The organism is Streptomyces sp. NPDC003011, from assembly GCF_053591515.1.
Genome location: NZ_JBSFTY010000008.1, coordinates 1 through 20,323 on the forward strand (window position 1 = coordinate 1; position 20,323 = coordinate 20,323).

Annotated in this window: 21 protein-coding genes and 1 pseudogene; 11 read left to right on the forward strand and 11 right to left on the reverse strand. The window is 73.3% G+C overall.

What is annotated here, in order from left to right:
- Positions 1-254: 254 nt before the first annotated feature.
- Positions 255-1,112 (forward strand): aldo/keto reductase, encoded by an 858-nt coding sequence (locus ACWD0J_RS05990; protein ID WP_451494535.1) that lies wholly within the window; start codon positions 255-257, stop codon positions 1,110-1,112.
- 189 nt (positions 1,113-1,301) lie between these two features.
- Complete coding sequence (locus ACWD0J_RS05995) at positions 1,302-2,120, forward strand: SAM-dependent methyltransferase (protein WP_451494536.1); 819 nt, start codon at positions 1,302-1,304, stop codon at positions 2,118-2,120.
- Positions 2,121-2,239: 119 nt separating this feature from the next.
- Here ACWD0J_RS05995 and ACWD0J_RS06000 read toward each other — a convergent pair whose 3' ends face one another.
- Positions 2,240-3,157, reverse strand: a complete 918-nt coding sequence (locus tag ACWD0J_RS06000; RefSeq protein WP_451494537.1) for a helix-turn-helix domain-containing protein — start codon at positions 3,155-3,157, stop codon at positions 2,240-2,242.
- 100 nt (positions 3,158-3,257) lie between these two features.
- A complete protein-coding gene (locus ACWD0J_RS06005) occupies positions 3,258-3,488 on the reverse strand; it encodes a DUF397 domain-containing protein (RefSeq protein ID WP_451494538.1) in 231 nt (76 codons plus the stop codon).
- A gap of 210 nt (positions 3,489-3,698) precedes the next feature.
- Between ACWD0J_RS06005 and ACWD0J_RS06010 the strand changes: the two genes are divergently transcribed.
- From ACWD0J_RS06010 to ACWD0J_RS06025, 4 genes are all read left to right on the forward strand, one after another.
- Entirely contained in the window at positions 3,699-4,271 is a 573-nt protein-coding gene (locus tag ACWD0J_RS06010; protein ID WP_451494539.1) for an ATP-binding protein, read from the forward strand.
- Positions 4,272-4,294: 23 nt separating this feature from the next.
- Positions 4,295-4,840: a hypothetical protein gene (locus ACWD0J_RS06015; RefSeq protein ID WP_451494540.1), complete on the forward strand. Its 546-nt coding sequence runs from the start codon at positions 4,295-4,297 to the stop codon at positions 4,838-4,840.
- Between the two features lie 266 nt (positions 4,841-5,106).
- Positions 5,107-6,876, forward strand: a complete 1,770-nt coding sequence (locus ACWD0J_RS06020; protein ID WP_451494541.1) for an ABC transporter ATP-binding protein — start codon at positions 5,107-5,109, stop codon at positions 6,874-6,876.
- A 189-nt stretch (positions 6,877-7,065) separates the two neighbouring features.
- Positions 7,066-7,323 carry a DUF5133 domain-containing protein gene (locus ACWD0J_RS06025; RefSeq protein ID WP_451494542.1) on the forward strand — a complete coding sequence of 86 codons (258 nt, stop codon included), beginning with the start codon at positions 7,066-7,068 and terminating at the stop codon, positions 7,321-7,323.
- A 28-nt stretch (positions 7,324-7,351) separates the two neighbouring features.
- On the opposite strand, the gene ACWD0J_RS06030 is transcribed toward ACWD0J_RS06025, so the two are convergent.
- Complete coding sequence (locus tag ACWD0J_RS06030) at positions 7,352-8,326, reverse strand: GlxA family transcriptional regulator (protein WP_451494543.1); 975 nt, start codon at positions 8,324-8,326, stop codon at positions 7,352-7,354.
- A gap of 194 nt (positions 8,327-8,520) precedes the next feature.
- Here ACWD0J_RS06030 and ACWD0J_RS06035 point away from each other — a divergent pair, with 194 nt between their 5' ends.
- Together ACWD0J_RS06035 and ACWD0J_RS06040 are read left to right on the forward strand one after the other, a co-directional pair.
- Entirely contained in the window at positions 8,521-8,991 is a 471-nt protein-coding gene (locus tag ACWD0J_RS06035; RefSeq protein WP_451494544.1) for a hypothetical protein, read from the forward strand.
- A 126-nt stretch (positions 8,992-9,117) separates the two neighbouring features.
- Positions 9,118-9,336: a hypothetical protein gene (locus tag ACWD0J_RS06040; protein ID WP_451494545.1), complete on the forward strand. Its 219-nt coding sequence runs from the start codon at positions 9,118-9,120 to the stop codon at positions 9,334-9,336.
- A gap of 87 nt (positions 9,337-9,423) precedes the next feature.
- Here the strand turns inward: ACWD0J_RS06040 and tgmB are convergent, their stop codons facing one another.
- The 3 genes from tgmB to ACWD0J_RS06055 form a co-directional block, all read right to left on the reverse strand.
- The gene (gene tgmB, locus ACWD0J_RS06045; protein WP_451494546.1) at positions 9,424-10,407 is read right to left on the reverse strand and encodes an ATP-grasp ribosomal peptide maturase; all 984 of its coding nucleotides are present in this window, start codon (positions 10,405-10,407) and stop codon (positions 9,424-9,426) included.
- Between the two features lie 16 nt (positions 10,408-10,423).
- Entirely contained in the window at positions 10,424-10,615 is a 192-nt protein-coding gene (tgmA, locus tag ACWD0J_RS06050; protein WP_451494547.1) for a putative ATP-grasp-modified RiPP, read from the reverse strand.
- A gap of 131 nt (positions 10,616-10,746) precedes the next feature.
- A complete protein-coding gene (locus ACWD0J_RS06055) occupies positions 10,747-11,040 on the reverse strand; it encodes a DUF1232 domain-containing protein (protein ID WP_451494548.1) in 294 nt (97 codons plus the stop codon).
- A 270-nt stretch (positions 11,041-11,310) separates the two neighbouring features.
- Between ACWD0J_RS06055 and ACWD0J_RS06060 the strand changes: the two genes are divergently transcribed.
- Positions 11,311-12,357 (forward strand): hypothetical protein, encoded by a 1,047-nt coding sequence (locus tag ACWD0J_RS06060; protein WP_451494549.1) that lies wholly within the window; start codon positions 11,311-11,313, stop codon positions 12,355-12,357.
- 6 nt (positions 12,358-12,363) lie between these two features.
- On the opposite strand, the gene ACWD0J_RS06065 is transcribed toward ACWD0J_RS06060, so the two are convergent.
- The 4 genes from ACWD0J_RS06065 to ACWD0J_RS06080 all read right to left on the reverse strand — a co-directional run bounded on the left by ACWD0J_RS06065 (position 12,364) and on the right by ACWD0J_RS06080 (position 17,246).
- Entirely contained in the window at positions 12,364-14,487 is a 2,124-nt protein-coding gene (locus tag ACWD0J_RS06065; RefSeq protein ID WP_451494550.1) for a xanthine dehydrogenase family protein molybdopterin-binding subunit, read from the reverse strand.
- A gap of 26 nt (positions 14,488-14,513) precedes the next feature.
- Positions 14,514-15,506 (reverse strand): FAD binding domain-containing protein, encoded by a 993-nt coding sequence (locus ACWD0J_RS06070; protein ID WP_451494551.1) that lies wholly within the window; start codon positions 15,504-15,506, stop codon positions 14,514-14,516.
- Positions 15,503-16,060 carry a (2Fe-2S)-binding protein gene (locus tag ACWD0J_RS06075; protein ID WP_451494552.1) on the reverse strand — a complete coding sequence of 186 codons (558 nt, stop codon included), beginning with the start codon at positions 16,058-16,060 and terminating at the stop codon, positions 15,503-15,505. Before ACWD0J_RS06075 ends, ACWD0J_RS06070 begins: the two co-directional genes overlap by 4 nt.
- 82 nt (positions 16,061-16,142) lie before the next feature.
- Entirely contained in the window at positions 16,143-17,246 is a 1,104-nt protein-coding gene (locus ACWD0J_RS06080) for a hypothetical protein (RefSeq protein ID WP_451494553.1), read from the reverse strand.
- 186 nt (positions 17,247-17,432) lie between these two features.
- Here ACWD0J_RS06080 and ACWD0J_RS06085 point away from each other — a divergent pair.
- Positions 17,433-17,801: pseudogene (locus tag ACWD0J_RS06085) on the forward strand (SDR family NAD(P)-dependent oxidoreductase); the annotation flags it as partial.
- A 203-nt stretch (positions 17,802-18,004) separates the two neighbouring features.
- Here the strand turns inward: ACWD0J_RS06085 and ACWD0J_RS06090 are convergent.
- Positions 18,005-19,606, reverse strand: a complete 1,602-nt coding sequence (locus ACWD0J_RS06090) for a serine hydrolase (RefSeq protein ID WP_451494554.1) — start codon at positions 19,604-19,606, stop codon at positions 18,005-18,007.
- On the opposite strand from ACWD0J_RS06090, the gene ACWD0J_RS06095 reads away from it, so the two are divergent.
- Entirely contained in the window at positions 19,596-20,288 is a 693-nt protein-coding gene (locus ACWD0J_RS06095; protein WP_451494555.1) for a zinc-binding dehydrogenase, read from the forward strand. The two genes, ACWD0J_RS06090 and ACWD0J_RS06095, sit on opposite strands and share 11 nt — an antisense overlap.
- The last annotated feature ends 35 nt before the right edge of the window (positions 20,289-20,323 follow it).

The window sequence follows — 20,323 nt, forward strand, 5'->3', positions numbered from 1 at the left end:
GCCGCGGTCCGTCACCGGTGACGGACCGCGGCGGGTTCCGTCACGGTGGTCGCGCTGTCGGCCGGCGGCGGCGAGGGGACAGGCGGCCCACGGGATTCAGCGGCCCGACTGCTGAATCCGTTCTCATTCCTCTATTGGACCTTCGGCACACGGTCCGGAGAGTGTGGAGGGCGTCCGGCGCGGCCGGGATCACCCCGCCCGGGGCGCCGGACGCCAGCCGTTCCGCACGACAGCCGGAAAGAGGTCACGAGCCCATGCACACCCGCCGTATCGGTGACGTCGAAGTGAGCGCGATCGGTCTGGGCGCCATGCCCATGTCCATCGAGGGACGACCGGACGAGGCGCGCTCCCTCGCCACCATCCACGCCGCGCTGGACGCAGGCGTCACCCTGGTCGACACCGCGGACGCCTACCACCTGCACGCCGACGAGGTCGGCCACAACGAGACGCTGATCGCCAAGGCCCTCGCCTCCCACGACGGGGGCCGGGACGTCCTGGTCGCCACCAAGGGCGGGCATCTGCGCCCCGGCGACGGCAGCTGGACCCAGGACGGCAGCCCCGCGCACCTGAAGGCCGCCTGCGAGGACTCCCTGCGCCGGCTCGGGGTGGAGGCCATCGGGCTCTACCAGTTCCACCGCCCCGACCCGCGGGTGCCCTACGCGGAGTCCGTGGGCGCGATCCGGGACCTCCTCGACGAGGGGAAGATCCGGATGGCCGGCATCTCCAACGCCGACCCGGACCAGATCCGTCAGGCGAACGAGATCCTCGGCGGCCGGCTGGTCTCCGTACAGAACCAGTTCTCCCCGGCCTTCCGCTCCAGCGAGCCGGAACTGCGCCTGTGCGACGAACTCGGCATCGCCTTCCTGCCCTGGAGCCCGCTGGGCGGCATCTCCCACGCCGGTGGACTCGGCTCCGCCCATGCCCCGTTCGCCCGGATCGCCGAGGCCCACGGGGTGAGCCCGCAACGGGTGTGCCTGGCCTGGATGCTCGCCAAGTCGCCGGTGGTCGTGCCGATCCCGGGCGCGAGCCGGCCCGGGACGATCCGCGACTCGGCCGCCGCCCCCGGCCTCACCCTCACCGCGGAGGAGCTCACGGAACTGGACGCCGCCTGACCGGAGAGGAGGGCCGGCGGGCCCGGCCGCGTGCGCCGAAGGCACCCTTCGGCGGCGCGGCGTCCCGGTTTGCCGGGTCATTCGTCGGTGGACGGTCCGTGTGCGGACTGGCATCGGCAAACGTCCGGTCCCTAGGATGGACTCCCTGTCCTGCCAGGCCAGTTGGCGCGGCACGAAGCTGGGGGAAAGATGCAGACCGGTAAGCAACTGTCCACGTCGATCGACGCCACGGTACCCACGGCCGCACGGATGTACGACCACTACCTGGGCGGCAAGGACAACTACGCGGCCGACCGGGCGGCGTGCGAGGAACTCGACAAGGTCGTTCCCAGCACCCGCCACCTCGCCGTGAACAACAGGCGTTTCCTGCAGCGCGTCGTGAGGGTGCTGGCGGCGGAGCACGGCATCCGGCAGTTCCTGGACCACGGCTCCGGCCTGCCCACCCAGGAGAACGTCCACCAGGTCGCCCAGCGTGTCGACCCGGCCTCGCGCGTCGTCTACGTCGACAACGACCCGATGGTGCTGGTCCACGGCCGGGCCCTGCTGGAGCAGGACGACCGCACCGCCGTCATCCACGCGGACATGCGGGAGACCGACGCGATCTTCGCGCACCCGGACACCGAGCGGCTGATCGACTTCTCCCAGCCGGTCGCCCTCCTCTTCAACTCGGTGATGCACTGCATCCCCGACAGCGACACGGACGGCCCCCTCGCGGTGATCCGCCGCGTCACCGAACGGCTCGTCCCCGGCAGCTACCTGGTGATGTGCCAGCTGGTCAGCGAGGACCCCAAGGTCCGTGAGTTCGTCACCGACTTCATGGCACAGGCGACCCAGGGGCACTGGGGCCGGGTGCGCCAGGAGAAGGACGTCGCCGAGTGGTTCGAGGGCCTTGAGATCCTCGACCCGGGCCTGGTGGAGGTCTCCACCTGGCGGCCCGACTCCGAGGTGGCGCCCCGCCAGGCCACGCACGAGTGGATCGAGTTCGGCGGCGTGGCCCGCCTTCCCTAGTCCTGGTGGCCGGCCGCCGGACGTGAAGACGCCCCTCCGGCGACCTCAGTGGTCCCGTGAGGGGCGTTCCGCACATCCGACACGTACTGCCTTGTATCCGCCGTGTGTCCGAGGGGCGCTCACTCGCCGTAGCGCTGCTCCAGGGTCTGGCGCAGCAAGCCCAGGGACTCCCGGGGTTCGAGCGCCTCGTCGGCCAGCCGGTCCAGGGCGAGGCGGTACTCCTCCGTCTCGTCGCGGTCCTCCAGGAAGTTGGCGCTCTTGATGTGCTCCAGGTAGACCACGTCGGGCAGATCGAGACCGCCGAAGCGGAGGTAGGTGATCGGGAAGGACGGCGCCGACGCGTTCGTGACGTCCAGCGGCACGATCTGGACGGTCACATGGGGGCGCTGAGCCATCCTGATCAGGTGCTCGAGCTGGTCCCGCATCACCTCACGGCTGCCCAGGATCCGCAGCAGCACCGATTCGTCGAGGATCGCCCACAGCTGCGGAGCGTCCACCCGCTCCAGCAACTGCGTCCTGCGGGTGCGCAGTTGGACCCGGCGCCGCACCTCGCTCTCGGCGGCCGAGGGCAGACCGCGCTCCACCACCGCCCGGGTGTAGTCCGGCGTCTGCAACAGACCCGGCACGTACTGGATCTCGAACGTACGGATGGCGGCCGCCGCCTCCTGCAGGCCGACCAGACGGTCGAACCACTCGGGCATCAGCCGCTTGTCGTAGCGCTGCCACCACCCTGGTTCACCGGCGCGCCGGAGCAGCCTGAGGAGCACCGACGCCTCGTAGTCGTCGGTGCGGTACAGCGCCAGCAGGGCGCGGACGTCGTTCTCCGCGGGGGGCCGTCGGCCCTTGCCCGACTCGATGCGGGAGAGCTTCGCGGCACTGAACCCGAGCTCCCGTGCCGCCTGTTCCTGGGCAAAGCCGGCATCCTCGCGGAAGCCCGCCAGCTGCACGCCGACCAGCATCTTGAGCAGGGTCGGGGCCGGCTCGGGCCGGTCCAGGTAGGGCTGCAGACGGGAGATGCGATGCGACTCGGCGGACATCCTGACTCCCAGTGAAACCGGCACAGAGACGTCTTAGATTATCGCACTCGGCCGTGTCGCACCGCATCCGTCCGTACACACAAGGGAGTTGACCGCCGCCTCACAGCAGATGGTCGAACTCGCCCTCCTTGGCTCCGGCGATGAACGCCGCCACCTCGGCCGGTGTGTAGACGAGCGCCGGCCCGTCGGGGTCACGGGAGTTGCGCATCGCGATGGCTCCGTCGACCAGTGTGGCCACTTCGACACAGTTTCCCTCGGCGTTGCTGTGCCGGCTCTTCGTCCATCGGGCGTCCAGCGAACTCGCCCGCACCCCGTTCCGTACTGGTGGCATCGCAGTCTCCTTGCTGTTCACGTTCTTCGCCGGGCACGGTGCCCGGCCACCCCCGGTGGAACCGGCCGGGTTCCCCCGACCCCTCGCGTCCCACCCGTCTTTCGTGCAATTTCTCGTGCAATTGCACACGGGCGCTTTCAGCGTGGATAATAGCCACAGCGTCAACCCCACCGATGGCGCCCCGTCTTGACGTCGCATCAGGGAGATGCCGTGTCATCACCTGCGAACCACGTGCTCCGGCAGCCGGACCGGGCTGCGGCCGGAGCAGGTGGTGCGGCGGCCCCGGCCGGTGAACTCCTGCCGCGGCCGCGCTCGGCGGACCACGGTGGGCGCCCGCCCCTCGGACCGGCACCCGCGGGCCACCGCCCGGACGCCGCCGCGCTGCGCATCAGATGCAGCGGGGAGGGTTTCGCCCTGGCCCGGTCCTTCACCCGGGACACCCTGGGCTGCTGGTCGCTCGGCCACCGGAGCGACGACGCCGCCCTCGTGATCACCGAACTCGCGGCCAACGCCGTGGAACACGCGGTACCCCGCGCCCGCGCGGCCGAGGCGGAGGTGTGGCTGGGGATCCTGCTCGACCCCGCCCATGTGCTGCTCACCGTCTCCGACCCCGGTGAGAACCCGCCCGAGCTCACGGCCACCGACTGCTCCGATCTCCGGGAGCACGGCCGGGGCCTGTTCATCGTCGACACCCTGGCCGAGGAGTGGGGCTGGACCCTGAGGCCCCCGGCCGGCAAGACCGTCTGGGCCAGGCTGTCGACCTGCCCGCCCCCTCCGACATGACCGCCGCGGAAAGGCCTCACGCCATGCGCACCGCTCCGACGCATCAGCAGAGCACCGAGCGCACCGACCACCACGAGCCGCCGACCGGGGTGGCCAGGACCACGCCCCTGACGGCTCTCGGCCGGGTGCCGTGGCGCGAGATCCAGGACTCCACCGGCTGCGCGGCCGCCATCCCGCTGCTCCTCAACAGCGTGGCCTGCGGCGACCCCGACACCGCCCGGGCCGCCCTCACCGACCTGCGCACCCGCATCTGCCAGTACGGCTTCGTGGTGGAGCAGGCGACGGCCGCCACCGTGCCCTTCCTGTGGGAACTGGCCCAACTGCCCCACGTGACCTGCCGCGCGGAGATCATCCGCCTGCTCGGGAACATCGCCGACGCCCGGCAGTGGGAGAACACGGCCGCCGTCTATCCGAAGCTGCTCAACCACCGTGAGAACCACGTCGTGTGGGAGCGCAAGGCCCGCCAGGCCGTCCGGGACCGGCGCGGCGCCCTGCGGCGGCTGATGGCCGAGGACGATGCCGAGATCGCCCGCGCGACCAAGGAACTCGCCCGCACACTCGGCGAGTGACGCCTCACGCCGTCCGCGGAACCCCACCGGGGTACGCAGGCGCCTCGCCCCGTCCGCGCGACCTCGCCGAGGCAGGCAGGAGCCCCGCTCCCTGCGCCGTGCCCGCGCCCGTGCCCGTGCCCCGCGGAGCGGGTCTTCCGCTCTCCCGCGCCGTCCCGGTGCGGCGTGGCCCGCGGCCAAGCCCGCACCACCGCGTGGTGTAGTCCTGTCCTCCCAGGGAAGTAAGCGCTTGCCCTGAAGACGGCAACTGGGGAGGACCACCGCCGATGGCGTCGCCGCTCGACAGACCCCTCGACCACCGCTACCGAGGCGAACACCCGATACGCACCCTCGCGTACCTGTTCCGCGCCGACCGGCGCCGCCTGGCCGGAGCGGTCGGCGTGTTCACCGTCAAGCACAGCCCCATCTGGCTGCTGCCGCTGATCACCGCGTCCCTCATCGACACCGTCGTCCAGCACCAGCCGATCTCCCGGCTCTGGACGAGCACCGGCGTCATCCTCTTCATCCTGCTCATCAACTACCCGCTGCACCTCCTGTACGTCCGCCTCCTGTACGGCAGCGTGCGCCGCATGGGCACCGCCCTGAGGTCCGCGCTGTGCACGCGCATGCAGCAGCTGTCCATCGGCTACCACTCCCGCGTCAGCGCCGGCGTCCTGCAGGCCAAGGTGGTGCGGGACGTCGAGACCGTCGAGCAGATGGTGCAGCAGACCGCGGAGAACGGGCTCGGCGCGATCACCGTCCTGATCGGCGGCCTGGTCATCATCGGCGTGCGCACCCCGGAGTTCCTCCCCGTCTTCCTCGTCGTCGTTCCCGCCGCCGCCCTCGTCGTCGCCCGCCTCAGGTCCCGGCTGCGCACCCACAACGAGCACTTCCGTCACGAGGTGGAGACCCTCTCCTCCCGCGTCACGGAGATGACCCGGCTGATCCCGGTCACCCGCGCCCACGGCCTGGAGGGCAAGGCGCTGCGCCGCATGGACGGCACCCTGCGCCGGCTGCTGACGTCCGGGATGCGCCTGGACCTGGTCAACGGCCGCTTCGGCTCGCTGGCCTGGGTCGTCCTCAACGTGGTCGGCGTGCTGGTGCTGGCCGGCGCCGCGCTGGTCTCGTACTACGGCGTCTGGGGCGTCACCGCGGGCGATGTCGTCATGCTCAGCGCCTTCCTGACCACCCTGACCAACTCCACGACAACGCTGGCGGGACTCGCCCCGGTCATCACCAAGGGCCTGGAGTCGGTCCGTTCGGTCGGAGAGGTGCTCCAGGCGCCCGAACTGGAGGACAACGAGGGCAAGTCGCAGGTCTCCTCGGTACGAGGTGCCGTGACCTTCGAGGGCGTGGGCCACGCCTACGACGACAGCGGCCGGCCCGCCGTACGGGACTTCACCCTCTCGGTGACACCGGGGGAGACCATCGCCCTGGTCGGTGCCTCCGGCGCCGGCAAGTCCACCGTCCTCAACCTCGTCATCGGCTTCATCCGTCCGACCCGTGGCCGGCTGCTGCTCGACGGGACCGACATGAACGCCCTCGATCTGCGCACCTACCGGCGCTTCGTGTCGGTGGTGCCGCAGGAGTCGATCCTCTTCGACGGCACGATCCGCGAGAACGTCGCCTACGGCATGGACGACGCCGACGAGGAGACGGTGCGCGCGGCCCTGCGGGACGCCAACGCGCTGGAGTTCGTCGACCGGCTGCCGCAAGGCCTCGACACCCTGGTCGGCGAGCACGGGGCCCGGCTCTCCGGCGGGCAGCGGCAGCGCCTGGCCATCGCCCGCGCCCTGATCCGCGACCCCCGGGTACTCGTCCTGGACGAGGCGACCTCCGCCCTGGACACGCAGTCGGAGGCGCTCGTCCAGCAGGCGCTCGCCCGGTTGCTGCGCGGACGCACCACGTTCGTGGTGGCGCACCGCCTGTCCACCGTGCGGGGCGCCGACCGCATCGTGGTGATGGGGGACGGCCGGATCCGGGAGATCGGCACGCACGAGGAACTCCTGCGCCGGGGCGGAGCGTACACCGCACTGCACAGCGGGCAGGCCGCCTGACGGCGTACGCCGGCGGCGGGCGCGAGGCGAGCGGGTCGCGCCCGTCCACCGGCGTGGCGCGGGCCGCCGGCGCGGACGGCCGGGCGGGAAGTGATGGAATCGCGCCAATCGCCCGCCGGGCTGCGACGGAGATGAATGGTCCGCCGTCGTTCGGGCATACGCGGTGAAAACGCGAGAGAGGGGCGCTACGTGCTCGTTCCGGATCCGAAGGTCGTCAGAAAGCTGCTGACTCGTTACGCATCGCTGCGGATCGCTCAGGCGGAGAGGGAGAAGCAGGCGACGGCACGTGAACTGGAGGATGTCACCTACACGCTCTGCGTGATGATGGGGGCCACCGACATCCACGAGGCGGTCGCCAAGGCGGACAGCCTGCTCATCGCCGCCGGGCGCACGGCCCCCACCCCGTCGGACGCGGACGGGGAGGACGGGCTGCGGCTGGCCGTGTGACGCGCTGCCGTCCCCGAGCCGCCGGGCTCTAGGAGCGCGCCTCGGGGGCCGCGTCCGCCCTGGCGTGGAACGCGGCCCGGTACGCCTGCGGTGTGGTGCCGACCACCCGGCGGAACCGTTCGCGAAACGAGGTCGGGGAACCGAACCCCGCCTGTCGCGCGATCCGCTCCACCGGGTGGTCGCTGCTTTCCAGCAGGTACTGGGCCCGCCGTACCCGGGCCCGCAGCAGCCACTGCAGGGGAGTGGTGCCCGTCTGCTCGCGGAAGCGGCGGCCGAAGGTGCGCTCGCTCATGCCGGAGCGGGCCGCCAGCGCCGGCAGGGTGAGGTCCTGCGCCAGGTTGTCCTCGATCCACTCCAGGAGCGGCTCCAGCGCCGAACCCCGCGGCACCGGCGGGTAGGCGTGCACGATGAACTGGGCCTGCCCGCCCTCCCGTTCCAGCGGCATCACCGACATCCGGGCGGCGTGCGCGGCGACGGCCGACCCCAGGTCCCGGCGGATCATGTGCAGACACATGTCCAGGGCGGCGGCGGCCCCGGCCGAGGTGAGGATCTGCCCGTTGTCCACGTACAGCACGTCCGGCCGTACGTCGACGCGTGGAAACCGGCGGGCCAGCGCGTCGGCGGCCACCCAGTGCGTGGTGGCGCCGAGTCCGTCCAGCAGTCCGGCCTCGGCCAGCACGAAGGCGCCCACGCACACGGACGCGATCCGGGTGCCCGCCTCGGCGGCCTGCCGCAGCGCCGTCAGCACGGCGGGGGACGGCGGCGCGCCCTCCGGGGAGCAGCCCGGCACGATGACGGTGTCGGCGTCGGCCAGCGCCTCCAGCCCCCGGTCGATCCGCAGCCCGAAACCGCAGTCCGCGCGGACCTCCGGCGACTCGGCGCACAGGCGCACCCGGTAGGGACGGCGGCCGTCGGGCAGCCGCGTCCAGTCGAAGGTCTGCAGGGGCGCCGCCATGTCGAACGGCACCACGTGATCGAGAGCCAGGATCGCCACCGTGTGCATGAACGCCACGATAGGCGGATTCCCGCCACGTCCGTGCGCCCGTACGGAAACGGAGAAGTGCGTCCCACCTCACTGTTCAGGGCGTTGGCGGGAATCCGTTGGAACCTGTCGTTTCCGCCTCTGTGTGATCACTCGTCGGCTTCCTAGGGTGGGCCGGGCACCACCGACCGCAGCCCCGGAGGACACACCACCCCATGACCAAGTTCCTGCTGACCCTGCACGTCCTGGCGGCCATCGTGGCCGTGGGCCCCGTCACCGTCGCGGCCAGCATGTTCCCGCCCGCCGCACGCCGCGCCCACACCGGCGCCGACGGACCGGACGCGGTGGGGGTCGGCACCGTACGGCTGCTGCACCGCATCTGCCGTGTCTACTCCGGCCTCGGACTCGCCGTGCCCGTCCTCGGATTCGCCACCGCGGCCGCGATGGGCGTGCTGGGCGACGGCTGGCTTGTGACGTCCATCGCCCTGACGGCCGCGGCCGCCGGCGTCCTGGTCGCCTTCGTCCTGCCCCGTCAGGACGAACTCCTGGAGCAGTTGACCGCCGAGCAGCCCGTCGAGCGGGGCAGCACGGTCCAACTGGGCATGTTCACCGGCGTGTTCAACCTGCTGTGGGCGACCGTGACCGTACTCATGATCGTCCGTCCCGGCTCGACGACCGGAGCCTGAGCGCAGCGTACGTGTGGCGGTCGCGTCAAGACCTCCGCCGGAATTGGCCCTCTTGTGGGTGGGGGCGCCTACACTCGGCAGTCGTGCCCGTGCTGATGGGCAGTGACACGAAAGGCGCGTTGACGGGTGTTCCAGGATTCCCCCATCTACGACCGACTCGTCGCGGAGCGCGGCGACGTCCCCGCTCAGACCCGCAGGGAGGCCGAGCGCGTGACCAGGGAACTGGAGTACGTCATGCGCCCGCTGCAGTCCTTCGGCCCCGGCCCGGGCCTGCCCGCCGAACGACCGGCGTCCCCGGGCGCGGGATGGCAGCGGGCGGCCCTGCCCGGCCCGCGCCCGTACTGACCGGCACCCGCGCGCACCCCTGACCGCAGCCGTCCCGGGAAGCCGGGCCACCGCCGGCCCAGGCGACCGCCCGCCCTCCCGCCGGCCTCAGCGCACCGCCGTGTCCGCGCCGCCGGCCCGGGCCCGCGGCCTGGCTCCGGGACGCGCCAGCCACTGCGCGACGCTGCGCGCGATCGGCTGGCCCGTGTCCACCTCGACGAAGCCGAACTGTCCCGACTGATTGCACTCCAGGAACCACCAGGTGCCGTCCGCGTCCTCCGCGAAGTCGAAGGCACCGTAAGCCAGTTCCGCGTCCCGGACGTACGCCCGGACGGCGTCGGCGACGCGCTGCGGAACATCGGCGGGCCGCCAGGGCGCGGGGTTCACGGCGAACCGGACGTCCACCTCGGCCGGATCCGCGTCCTCGGCGGTCGCCTTGCGGGCGGCCAGCAACCGGTCGCCCACCACGGTGAGACGGATGTCGGCCCGCTTGGCGATCCGCCGTTGCAGCAGCGTGGGACCGTAGGCGACGGCCGAGAAGTCGGCGTCCGGAGCGATCCGGCTGGTCGGGACCGCGCGGGGCGGATCCTGCGGATGGGCGCCGGAGACCGGCTTGACCACCAGGTCCGGGTAGCGGTCCGCGAACTCGCGGGCCGCCTGCGGGAACGTCGTGATGAGCGTGGCCGGCACGGGCAGGCCCGAGCGCTGCGCCAGACGCAGCTGCCAGGGCTTGTACCGGGCCCGGCGGGCCGCGTCGGGGTGGTTCATCCAGCGCGCGTCGCTGCCCCGGAGCATGCCGTAGAGCGCCTGGGAGGCCTCCTCGGTCAGCCAGGAGGAGGGCGCGGCGGCCCGGGCGGCCGGCGCGCCGGGCCTGCGCACCCAGACGGAACGCAGCCCGTCGACGCTCACCAGGCGGCCCGCGGCCGACAGATGGCCGCGGAACGCTCCGTGCGCGTACTCGCCGGACAGCCCGACCCCGCCGGTCAGGTCGGCGGGATCGAGCCGGACCACCGGAGTCGCGGACGCGTTGAGGTGCACGACCACCATGTCCGCGGTCACGTCCTCTTCGCTGGTCAGAATCAACACGGTCATCGTCGCGAGCCCGTGTTCAGTCGTCGAAGTGCGTCTTGGAGCCCGCGGTGGACGTCGTGGTCCCCAGGTCCCTCATCAGGGCGCGGTCGCAGGCCGCGATCCGCCCGTCACGGAGCACGTTCAACTGCAGCCCGGAGTCGTAGACATACGGGGTGGTGGTCTCCCACTCCGCTGCCGGACGTGCGTAGTTGAGCGCGAACGGTTGCATCGTCTCTCCCTCACCGGTGCTGCTCGATCGGAACGGCGGTCGCCCCGCGGCCCCCCTTGGTCCGCCGACTTCTCGGGCTCCCAGAGACTTATACGAATCGAACGGGTGAATGGTTTCGTCACGGTGCGTCATCACATCCGGCTGGGGGCCTCGGAGCCGGCCTTGCCGGGGGAGGCGCGCAGGGTACGCAGCGCCAGAAGCAGTACGCCGATGTCGTCCAGGTACACCGGGTCGGGCAGCAGGTCGACCGGCAGTACGAAGTACGCCAGGGCACCCCAGAAGACCCAGCGCGGGCCGGTGGGGAGTCCCGCTCGCCGCAGACCGCGCCGGGCCCGTACCAGCCGCACCAGCAGGACGATGGCGGCGGCCAGTGCCAGGGCGGCGAGGATCGCGACGCCGACGAGCACTGCGGTGGTCGTGTCCACGGGCGGATCCTCCTCGTCAGGGCGGGCCGCGTGGTGCGTCCGCCTCTTCCCGGATTCCCGCTCCCGGCCCCGGTATTGCCTGCCGAACGCCGTCCGGTCCGCCGAAGGGGGAGCGGCCGGCGTGTGACGCGCCGGCGGGCGCCGCCCTCATACCGGTGGGTCACCCGAGTGGCACGCCGGGTCGGGGGCGCCTAGTAATGGTCAACGTAACGTCGTGTGTCGCACGTCGGGGGTGTCACACGCGGCCGCACCCATCCCCTGGAGCGACCCATGACCACCGGCCCTTTCTCACCCGAGTCGAATCCCACCGCCATACCCCCCTCCGAATCGACCGGCACCACCGGCCGGGCCGTTTCCGAGCACGGCGACCCGGTCGACGAACTGGTGCGTGCCGCCGTGGCCGACCGGCCCCTGGAGGACATCGCCCACCTCATCACGCTGCTGGAGCAGTCGCCCGAGTACGCGGAGGCGACGGTCTCCGCGCTCCGCGCGGTCGGCGTGGACCGGTCCGTGGAGGACGTCACCCGGCTCGTGACCCTGCTGACCCGGCCGCCGCGGGACGTGGCCAGCGCGGACGAGGCGATCCGCGCGGCGGCCGAGTGCCGCCCGGTCGGAGACGTGACCCGGCTGCTGGCGCTGCTGCACCGGACCCCGCTGGAACCCCACTGCGGCGAGGAGGCGGTGCGCGCGGCGGCCGCCGGCCGGCCCGTGGAGGAACTCGTCGACCTCATCGGGCGGCTGGCCGAGGAGCGGCAGACCGTCGCGGACCTGCCGACGTCGGAGCAGCTGCTGCGGGAGGAGCCCGCGCAGCCGTCCGGCGTGACCGGCGGCCCGCTCGGGCTCGGCGTGATGGCCGCCCGGCCCGCACGCCCGGCCGACTCCCGCCGGGCGGCCCGGCCCGCCTTCCGCCCGACCCGGCTCGCCGTCCTGGTGCTCGTGCTGTGCGGTCTGCTCAGCTTCCCGCTGCACCGGGACGACGCCTCCGTCCGGGTCTACGGATTCGCCCTCGGCGTGTCCGTCCTGTGCGTGTTCCTGGCGCTCCTGCTGGCCGTACGGCCGACCCTGCCCACGCTCGTCGCGGCGGTCGTGGTGCCCGCGGCGCTCGCGGCGGGCCAGTTGTTCGAGGGCAGGCTGGTGCACTCGGCCGGACTGTCCCGGGCCCTGGAACTCGCCCTCGCCCCGGCCTGGCTCGCCGGTACGGCCGCCGTCGTCGCCTCGCTGTCCGCGCTGACGGCCCTGTTCGCCCGCCTCGCGGCGCAGCCTCCGCGCCGCGAACCGGTGCTGCCGCTGGCGGAGGCCAACCGCGTGGCCGACTGACCTCGCCTACCGGTCCGTCGTCCCCTCGCCCCGGTCCGCGAGTGCGCTCAGCACCCGGTCCGGGGTGAGCGGCAGTTCGCGCAGCCGGACACCGGTCGCGTGGTGGACGGCGTTGCCGATCGCGGCCGCGGTGCCGACGATGCCGATCTCGCCGATCCCCTTGCTGCCCATCGGGTTGAGATGGGGGTCGTCCTCGTCCACCCAGTGCGCTTCCACGTCCGGGACGTCCGCGTGCACGGGCACGTGGTACGACGCCAGGTCGGACTCCGGGAAGTCGCCGAACGCGGCGTCCGTCGTGGAGCCCTCGGTCAGCGCCATGCCGAGGCCCATGGTCATCCCGCCGACGAACTGGGACCGCGCGGTACGGGCGTTGAGGATGCGTCCGGCGGCGTACACCCCCAGCAGGCGCCGGACCCGGACCTCGCCGGTCACCGGATCGACGGCGACCTCGGCGAAGTGCGCGCCGAACGCGTGCCGCGCCCAGGGGCTGTCGGCGTCGGCCTTCCCGGCCGTGTCGGCGCGGACCGCGAGCCCCTCCCCGGGCAGCGGCCCGGTGTGCCCGGCCAGGCGTGCCGCCAGCTCCGTGCATGCCTGGTGGACGGACCAGCCCCAGGAGGCGGTGCCCGACGAGCCGCCCGCGAGCGGGGCCGCGGGCAGATCGCTGCTGCCCACCTGGATGTGGACCCGCTCCAGCTCCACGCCGAGCGCGTCGGCCGCGATCTGCGCGAGGACCGTACGGGCTCCCGTGCCGATGTCCGTGGCGTTGACCCGGACCAGGAACTCCCCGTCGGGCAGCGCGCGGGCCTCGGCGGTCGACGGCGACACCATGACGGGGTAGGTCGCGGCGGCCACGCCCGAACCGATGAGCAGCGGCCCGTCGCGCCGGGAGCGGGGGCGCGGGTCGCGCTTGGACCAGCCGAAACGGCGGGCGCCCTCACGCAGGCACTCCACGAGATGCCTGCTGCTGAAGGGCTTGCCGCTGCCGGGCTCGGAGTCGGGTTCGTTGACGATCCGCAGCTCCACCGGATCCATGCCGAGCGCGCCCGCGAGCTCGTCCATCGCCGACTCCAGCGCGTACATGCCGGGCGCCTCGCCCGGGGCGCGCATCCAGGACGGTGACGGCACGTCGAGCGGGACCACGTGGTGGAGGGTGCGCAGGTGCGGTGTGGCGTACATGACGCGCGCGGGTACCGCGGCCTGTTCCACGAACTCCTTCACGCGCGAGGTGTGGGTGGTGACCTCGTGGATGACCGAGGTGAGCCGGCCGTCGGCCCCGGCCCCGAGGCGTACCCGGTGCAGGGTGGGGGCCCGGTGTCCGACGACGGTGGGCAGGAAGCGCCGGGGCAGGGTGACGGTGACGGGCCGTCCGGTGTGCAGGGCGGCCATGACGGCGAGCACCACGTCGGGCCGGGGCGTGCCCTTGGACCCGAAACCGCCGCCGACGTGTTCGGCGACGACCGTGATCCGCTCCTCGGGCAGCCCGAACAGCGCGGCCAGCGTGGCGCGCACGAGCGTCGAGCCCTGGCTGGAGTTGTGCACGGTCAGCCGCTCGCCGTCCCGGTCGGCGGTGGTGGCGTGCGGCTCCATGGGGTGGTTGTGCAGCGGCGGCACCCGGTAGCCGACGTCCACCCGTACGGCCGAGGAGCCGAACGCGGCATCCGGCTCGCCGCTCTCGGTACGGGCCGGGTGGCCGCCGTTGGCCTTCTCGGGGACGTACGCGCCCGGGTGCGCGGCGGTGAGGGTCACGTCGTGGTCCTCCACGGCGTAGCCGACGCGGAGCGCGGCGGCACCGGCGCGGGCCGCCTCCGGGGTCTCGGCCACCACCAGGGCCACGAACCAGCCGCGGTGGGGGACCCGCGCGTCCTGCAGCACGGCGAGCGTGGGATCGTCCGGCTCGGACAGCCGGGGCGCGTTCTCGTGGGAGAGCACGGTCAGGACCCCGGGCACCTCCAGCGCGGCGGCGGTGTCGATGGCGGTCACCCGGCCGCGGGCGATGGTGGCGGGCACCGGCCGGGCGTAGAGCCGGCCGGGCCGGGGCCGCTCGGCGGCATAGCGGGCGGCGCCGGTGACCTTCTCGCGCCCTTCCCTGCGCTCGGCGGGCGCGCCCGCGGCGGTCGGGACGCTGGCCATGGAGTCCTCCTCGGGGTGGAGCGGATTCAGGTCCTGGCCGCCGCGGTGAGCCGGCCCAGGACGTCCAGGGCGAGACCGCGGGCCAGCGGCACCTTGTAGGCGTTGTCCCGCAGCGGCCGCGCGGCGGACAGTTCGAGGTCGACGGCGTGCTCGAAGGCGGCCTCGGTGGGCGCCGCGCCCACCAGCGCCTCCTCGGCCCGCCGGGCCCGCCAGGGCCGGTGCGCCAGCGCGCCGAACGCGATCCCGGCCCGCGTGACGACACCGTCCTCCACCTGCACCACGGCGGCCACGGAGGCGAGCGCGAAGGCGTACGACGCCCGGTCCCGGGCCTTGCGATAGGCGGACGGCACGCCCGCGGTGGCCGCCGGGAGCACCACGCCCGTGACGATCTCGCCGGGCCGGATCTCGGTGTCCCGCTCCGGCCGGTCCCCGGGCAGCCGGTGGAAGCCGGCCGCCGCGACACTCCGGGCGCCCTCGGGGCCGTACAGCTCGACGCGGGCGTCCAGGGCGGCCAGCGCCACCGCCATGTCCGACGGGTGGGTGGCGACGCAGTACGGCGAGTGGCCCAGCACCGCGTGATCACGGTGCACGCCGTCCAGGGCGCCGCAGCCGCTGCCCGGCTCGCGCTTGTTGCACGCCTTGGCCACGTCCTGGAAGTAGGGGCAGCGGGTGCGCTGGAGCAGGTTGCCGCCCGTGGTGGCCGCGTTGCGCAGCTGTCCCGAGGCGCCCGCCAGCACCGCCTGGGACAGCGCGGGCCGGCGGTCCCGGACGGCGGGATGGGCCGCGAGGTCGCTGTTGCGGACCGTCGCGCCGATCCGCAGCGACCCGTCGGGCAGTTCCTCCACCGTGTCGAGCGGCAGCCGGCTGATGTCGACGAGGGCGGCGGGCCGCTCCACGCCGAGCTTCATCAGGTCGACCAGGTTGGTGCCGCCTGCGAGGTACCGGGCGCCGGGCCGGGCGGCGAACGCGTCGGCGGCCTCCTCCAGGCTGCCGGCCCGGACGTAGTCGAAGGTCCTCACGGGATCACGTCCTGGACCGCGTCGACGATGCGCGGATACGCCCCGCAGCGGCAGAGGTTCCCGCTCAGCCGCTCCCGGATCTCGTCCCGGTCCAGCGGCACGGGCCCGCCCGAGGGCGTCGCCGGGTCGGTGACGTGCGAGGGATGGCCGGCCGAGGCCTCGGCGAGCACGCCGAGCGCGGAACAGATCTGGCCCGGGGTGCAGTACCCGCACTGGAAGGCGTCACGGTCCAGGAAGGCCCGCTGCAGCGGATGCAGGTCCTCGCCGTCACCGGCGAGCCCCTCCACGGTCGTGATCTCGCAGCCGTCCAGTGTGACCGCGAGCAGCAGACAGCTGTTGAGCCGCCGCCCGTCCACCAGGACCGTGCAGGCGCCGCACTGGCCGTGATCGCAGCCCTTCTTGGCGCCGCACAGATCGAGATCCTCGCGCAGGACGTCCAGCAGGACACGCCGGTGGTCGACGGTCAGCGTGTGCGGTTCGCCATTGACGCGGAGCGTCGTCTCGGACCGGTGACGGGGTGCTGCCCCGTCACGTGGAGGGTGGTGACTGCCCATGTCGTAGGTGCCTTCCGGGACGGACCGGTGCCGTCGCAACCGCGTATCCAGACCCGGGCGGCTCACACGTCCCGTGGGACTTCTAGGGGGTGCCCTTCGTCTTCGCGGCGCCCTTGAGGCGTTCCAGGGTGCGGGTCAGCTGCTGGAGCGGGGACGCGGCGGGCGTGGCCGGCGGCTGCGGCGGTCCGGGCAGGGCGGCCACGGTCTCGCGGTACGCGGCCAGCGCCTCGTGGGCCCGTTCGGCGGCCTCCCGGTACAGGTCCCGGGACTTCGTCATGGCGTCCAGCGCCTCGGCGTACAGGGCGACGAGCTCCCGCTCGCGGGCCAGCTCCTCCTCCACCGTCAGCAGATGCCACTGCTCCCGCAGTGCGGTCACGGCGTCCTGCGCCCCGTCCGGCAGCGGCCTCGGCGACGCGGCGAACCGGGTCACCGCGTCGACCAGGTCGGACGGCTCGGAGCCGTCGAGGAAGACACTGCGTACGGCGAACTCGTCGGCGTCGCCGCGGCCGGCCGGACCGGGCCCCGCGGGCAGGACCACGGCGCCGCCCCGCGGCACCTGCACGCCGCACTCCTTCAGGGCCCAGTTCACGGCGCGCAGCTGCTGCGGAGCGGCGCGGTGCTCGACCACCCGGTGCCGCAGGCTCTCCGGGAACAGCGGGGTCAGCGGCCTTCGGCCGCGGTCGTCCGGTGTCATCGCCTCGTGCACGACGACGTGGATGTTCCAGCTGCCGCGCACGGCGTCCCGGAACAGCCGCCGCATGGCCTTGTCCTCGGCCGGGAGGCGGTTGACGTCCCGCAGGCGCAGCCCGGTGGGGACGTCGTGGTCCCACTCGGCATCCGGCGTGTCGGGCCAGAACACGGCGGCGGGGGAGGGCCACCGCTGGTCCCACGTGTCTTCCGCCTCCGCCGTCAGCACCCACTCCACCCCGGTGTCCGCCGCTTCGGGGGCGAGGGTGAGTCTGGCCCGGACGGTCACGCCCTCGGGAACCCGCCAGCGGGCTTCGAGGACCCGCTCCGGGGCGGTTTCCGCCTCGGACGGCTCCAGGAAGTCGTCGATGGTGCCCGCGTCCTTGAGCCGCTGCAGATGGCCGCGGAGTGCGTCCAGCGGGGCGGGCCCCGGGTGGCGGCCGCGGGCCAGCCACACCGTGGAGGGAAGGGCGGGACGGACGGTGGGGGAGGTCGGCATGAGTCCATCTGGGGTGGGGGCAGGAGCGCCTTTCAGTATCGCTGCCCACCCGTGCCGACGATCACCCGGGGTCCCCCGACCGGACCGGCCGCGCCCAGCCGCCCCGCGGTTGACTCCGGCGCCCCGCCGAGCCGGCCGGTCACGCCGGCCGGCTGCGCGGCGGGCGTCACCACAAGGAGTGACCTCATGCAGGTGGATCTCTCCGGGCGGACGGCCCTGGTGACCGGTTGCTCCCAGGGCATCGGAGCGGCGATCCCCGCCGGACTCGCCCGTGCCGGCGCCCGGCGCCCGGGTGGGCGACGAGAGCGTGGAACGGCCGCGGACAGAGGTGCCGGGCGGGGAGTTCGTGGCCGTCGCCGCGGACCTGCGGCACCGAGGAGGGCGCGGCCAAGACCGCTGGAGATCAGCGACGACGAGTGGCGGCGCTACTTCGAGACCGACGTCCTGGCGGGCGTCCGGCTGATCCGCGCCGACCTGCCCCGGATGCGGGAGCGCGGCTGGGGACGGATCCAGTGCATCGCCGGCGACTCGGCCGTCGTCGTGCCGGCCGAGATGTTCCGTAGCGCGCCGCATGGGCCGCACCGCAGACGGGGCGTGCGCCCCGCACCCGGGGTGCGCGCCGGTCACTCCAGACGGCGGGCGTTCACTCCTGTCCCTCGGGAGACGGACCCCGCACAATGGCTGACCGAACAGGGCCCGCCCACCATCCGGGGCGGGCCCTGTTCACGGCGCGGGGTTCACCGCGCGGGGCGGTGCGGCTAGTCGCGCGTGAACGTTCCCAGACCGTTCTCGTCGAAGGCCTCGACGGTGACCCGGGCCGCCTTCCCGTCCTTGACGTCGCGGAAGGTGATGCCGGACGGACCGCTCGCGTTCTCGCCCACCGTCTCGAAGCTGAAGGTGTCACCGTCGTAGTGGGACAGCCGGAACGTCGTCGGTTTCGGTCCCAGCCGCAGCGTGAGGGTGTCGTCGGCCGCGGTGACGGTCAGCGGGCCGTAGTAGTCGTTGGCGTAGGTGCCGGTGTAGACGGTGGCCGCGCGGGCGGCGCCGGCGTCCGCCGGGGGCTTGGCGTAGTCGGTGGGGGAGCGGGCCGCCTGCTGCTCCTGCTCGTAGACCTTGCCGGCCAGGTCGAGCCAGTCCGCCGTCGGCCTGCCGTGCTGGGCCGTGTCCAGGAAGTTCAGCGCGATGGAGTCGGCGAGGCCCACCGCCTCGCCGTTGGTGAGCACGACGATGCCGAGTTGTTCGCCGGGCAGCATGGTCACGTTGGTGTTCGCGCCCAGCGCGAAGGCACCGGAGTGGCTCAGCCGCAGGCGGCCGAGATCGTCGTAACTCACGTTCCAGCCCAGGCCGTAGAAGCCCGCGCGGCCGGCGGGTGCGGGCGGCGGATTGGAGACGACGGCGGGGACGTGCGTGTGCTCCAGCGGCTCGGCCGGGATGATCCGCTCGTCGCCCAGCTCGCCGTTCGCCAGCTGCAGCCGCAGCCAGCGCGACATGTCCCGCGCGGTCGAACTCGCCCCGCCCGCGGGCGACTGGGCGTCGGCGTCGCGCACGAACCGGGGCTCCCAGGTGCCGTCGGCGGCCTTGACGTGGGTGACGGCCTTGTTGCGGGCCGCGGCGAAGTCGTCGAAGCGGGAACTGGTGGAGTTCATGCCGGCGGGACCGTACAGCGTGTCCTCGGAGAGCTTCTCCCAGGTCGTGTCCTTCGCGTCGGCGACGGCCTCACCGGCCGCGGTGACCCCGAAGTTCGTGTAGGCGTAACTGTCCCGGAACGGCGTCAGCGGCTCGTACCGCATCCGGCCGAGGATGTACGACCGGTCGTAGCCGAGGTCTTCCAAGAGGTCCCCGGCGTGGTCGGGCAGCCCGCTGCGGTGCGCCAACAGATCGGCGACGGTGACGTGTTCGCTCACCCATCGGTCCTTGAGCGCGAAGCCGGGCAGGTGCTCCGCGACCGGGTCGTCCCAGTCGATCACCTTGTCACCGACCGCGCCGGCCACCACGGTCGACGCCAACGGCTTGGACAGGGAGGCCAGTTGGAACACCGTGTCCGGGTCGACGGGCGCGGACTGCCCGGTCCGGCGCTCCCCGAACCCCCGCAGGTGGACGACCCGGTCCTGATGGACCACGGCGACCGCGACGCCCGGCACGCCCGTCTTGTCCATCCCGTCCCGCACCGAAGCGTCCAACGTGCCGACGGCGGCGTCCACGTCCGCCCGGGTGAGCTGGGGCGGTGGCTGCGGTGGGGGAGCGGCGGCGACGCCGGGCACGGCCTGGCCGATCAGCAGGAGCGGAGCCAGGGCCGCCGCGGCGGCCGCCGTCCCGCGGTGGTGGTGGTTCGTCCCGCGTCGAACACCCATGCAGACCATTGAAGTCCAGGTTCGGGGCGTTGTCCTGTCGGGCCGTCCCGACCTCGGCGGAGGCCGCCGCGTGGCGGTGTGGATGTCCTGTCTGACCGCGTACGGGGCACTCGCCGAGGTCGGCGGGGCGCGCCCCGGCGACACGGTCGTGCTGACCGCCGCGTCCAGCAGCGTGGGACTGGCCGCGATCGAGGTCGCCCACCGGATCGGGGCGGTGCCGATCGCCACCACCCGCACCGCCGCGAAGCGGGACGCGCTGCTGAAGGCCGGGGCGGCCCAGGTGATCGTCACCGACGAGGAGGACGTGGCGGAGCGCGTGCTCGACGCGACCGCGGGACGCGGGGCCGAGTTCGTCCTCGACGCCGTGGCCGGCCCGGGCGTGATCGGCCTGGCCGAGGCGGTCGCTCCCGGCGGCACGCTCTTCGTCTACGGAGTGCTCAGCGGCGAGCCGACCCCCTATCCGGGGATCACGCTCGGCATGCCCGCGCTGAACATGCGGACCTACACCGTGCACGAGACGACCAGGGACCCCGTACGCCTGCGCCGCGCCGAGGCGTTCGTCGCCTCCGGCCTGCGCACCGGCGCCTTCGAACCCGTCGTGGACCGGGTGTTCGGCCTGGACGAGATCGTCGAGGCGCACCGCTCCATGGAGGCGGGCGGCCAGGTGGGCAAGATCGTCGTCACGGTCTGACCGGCCCCGGGCATGCCGGAGGGTCCGGGGCGGAC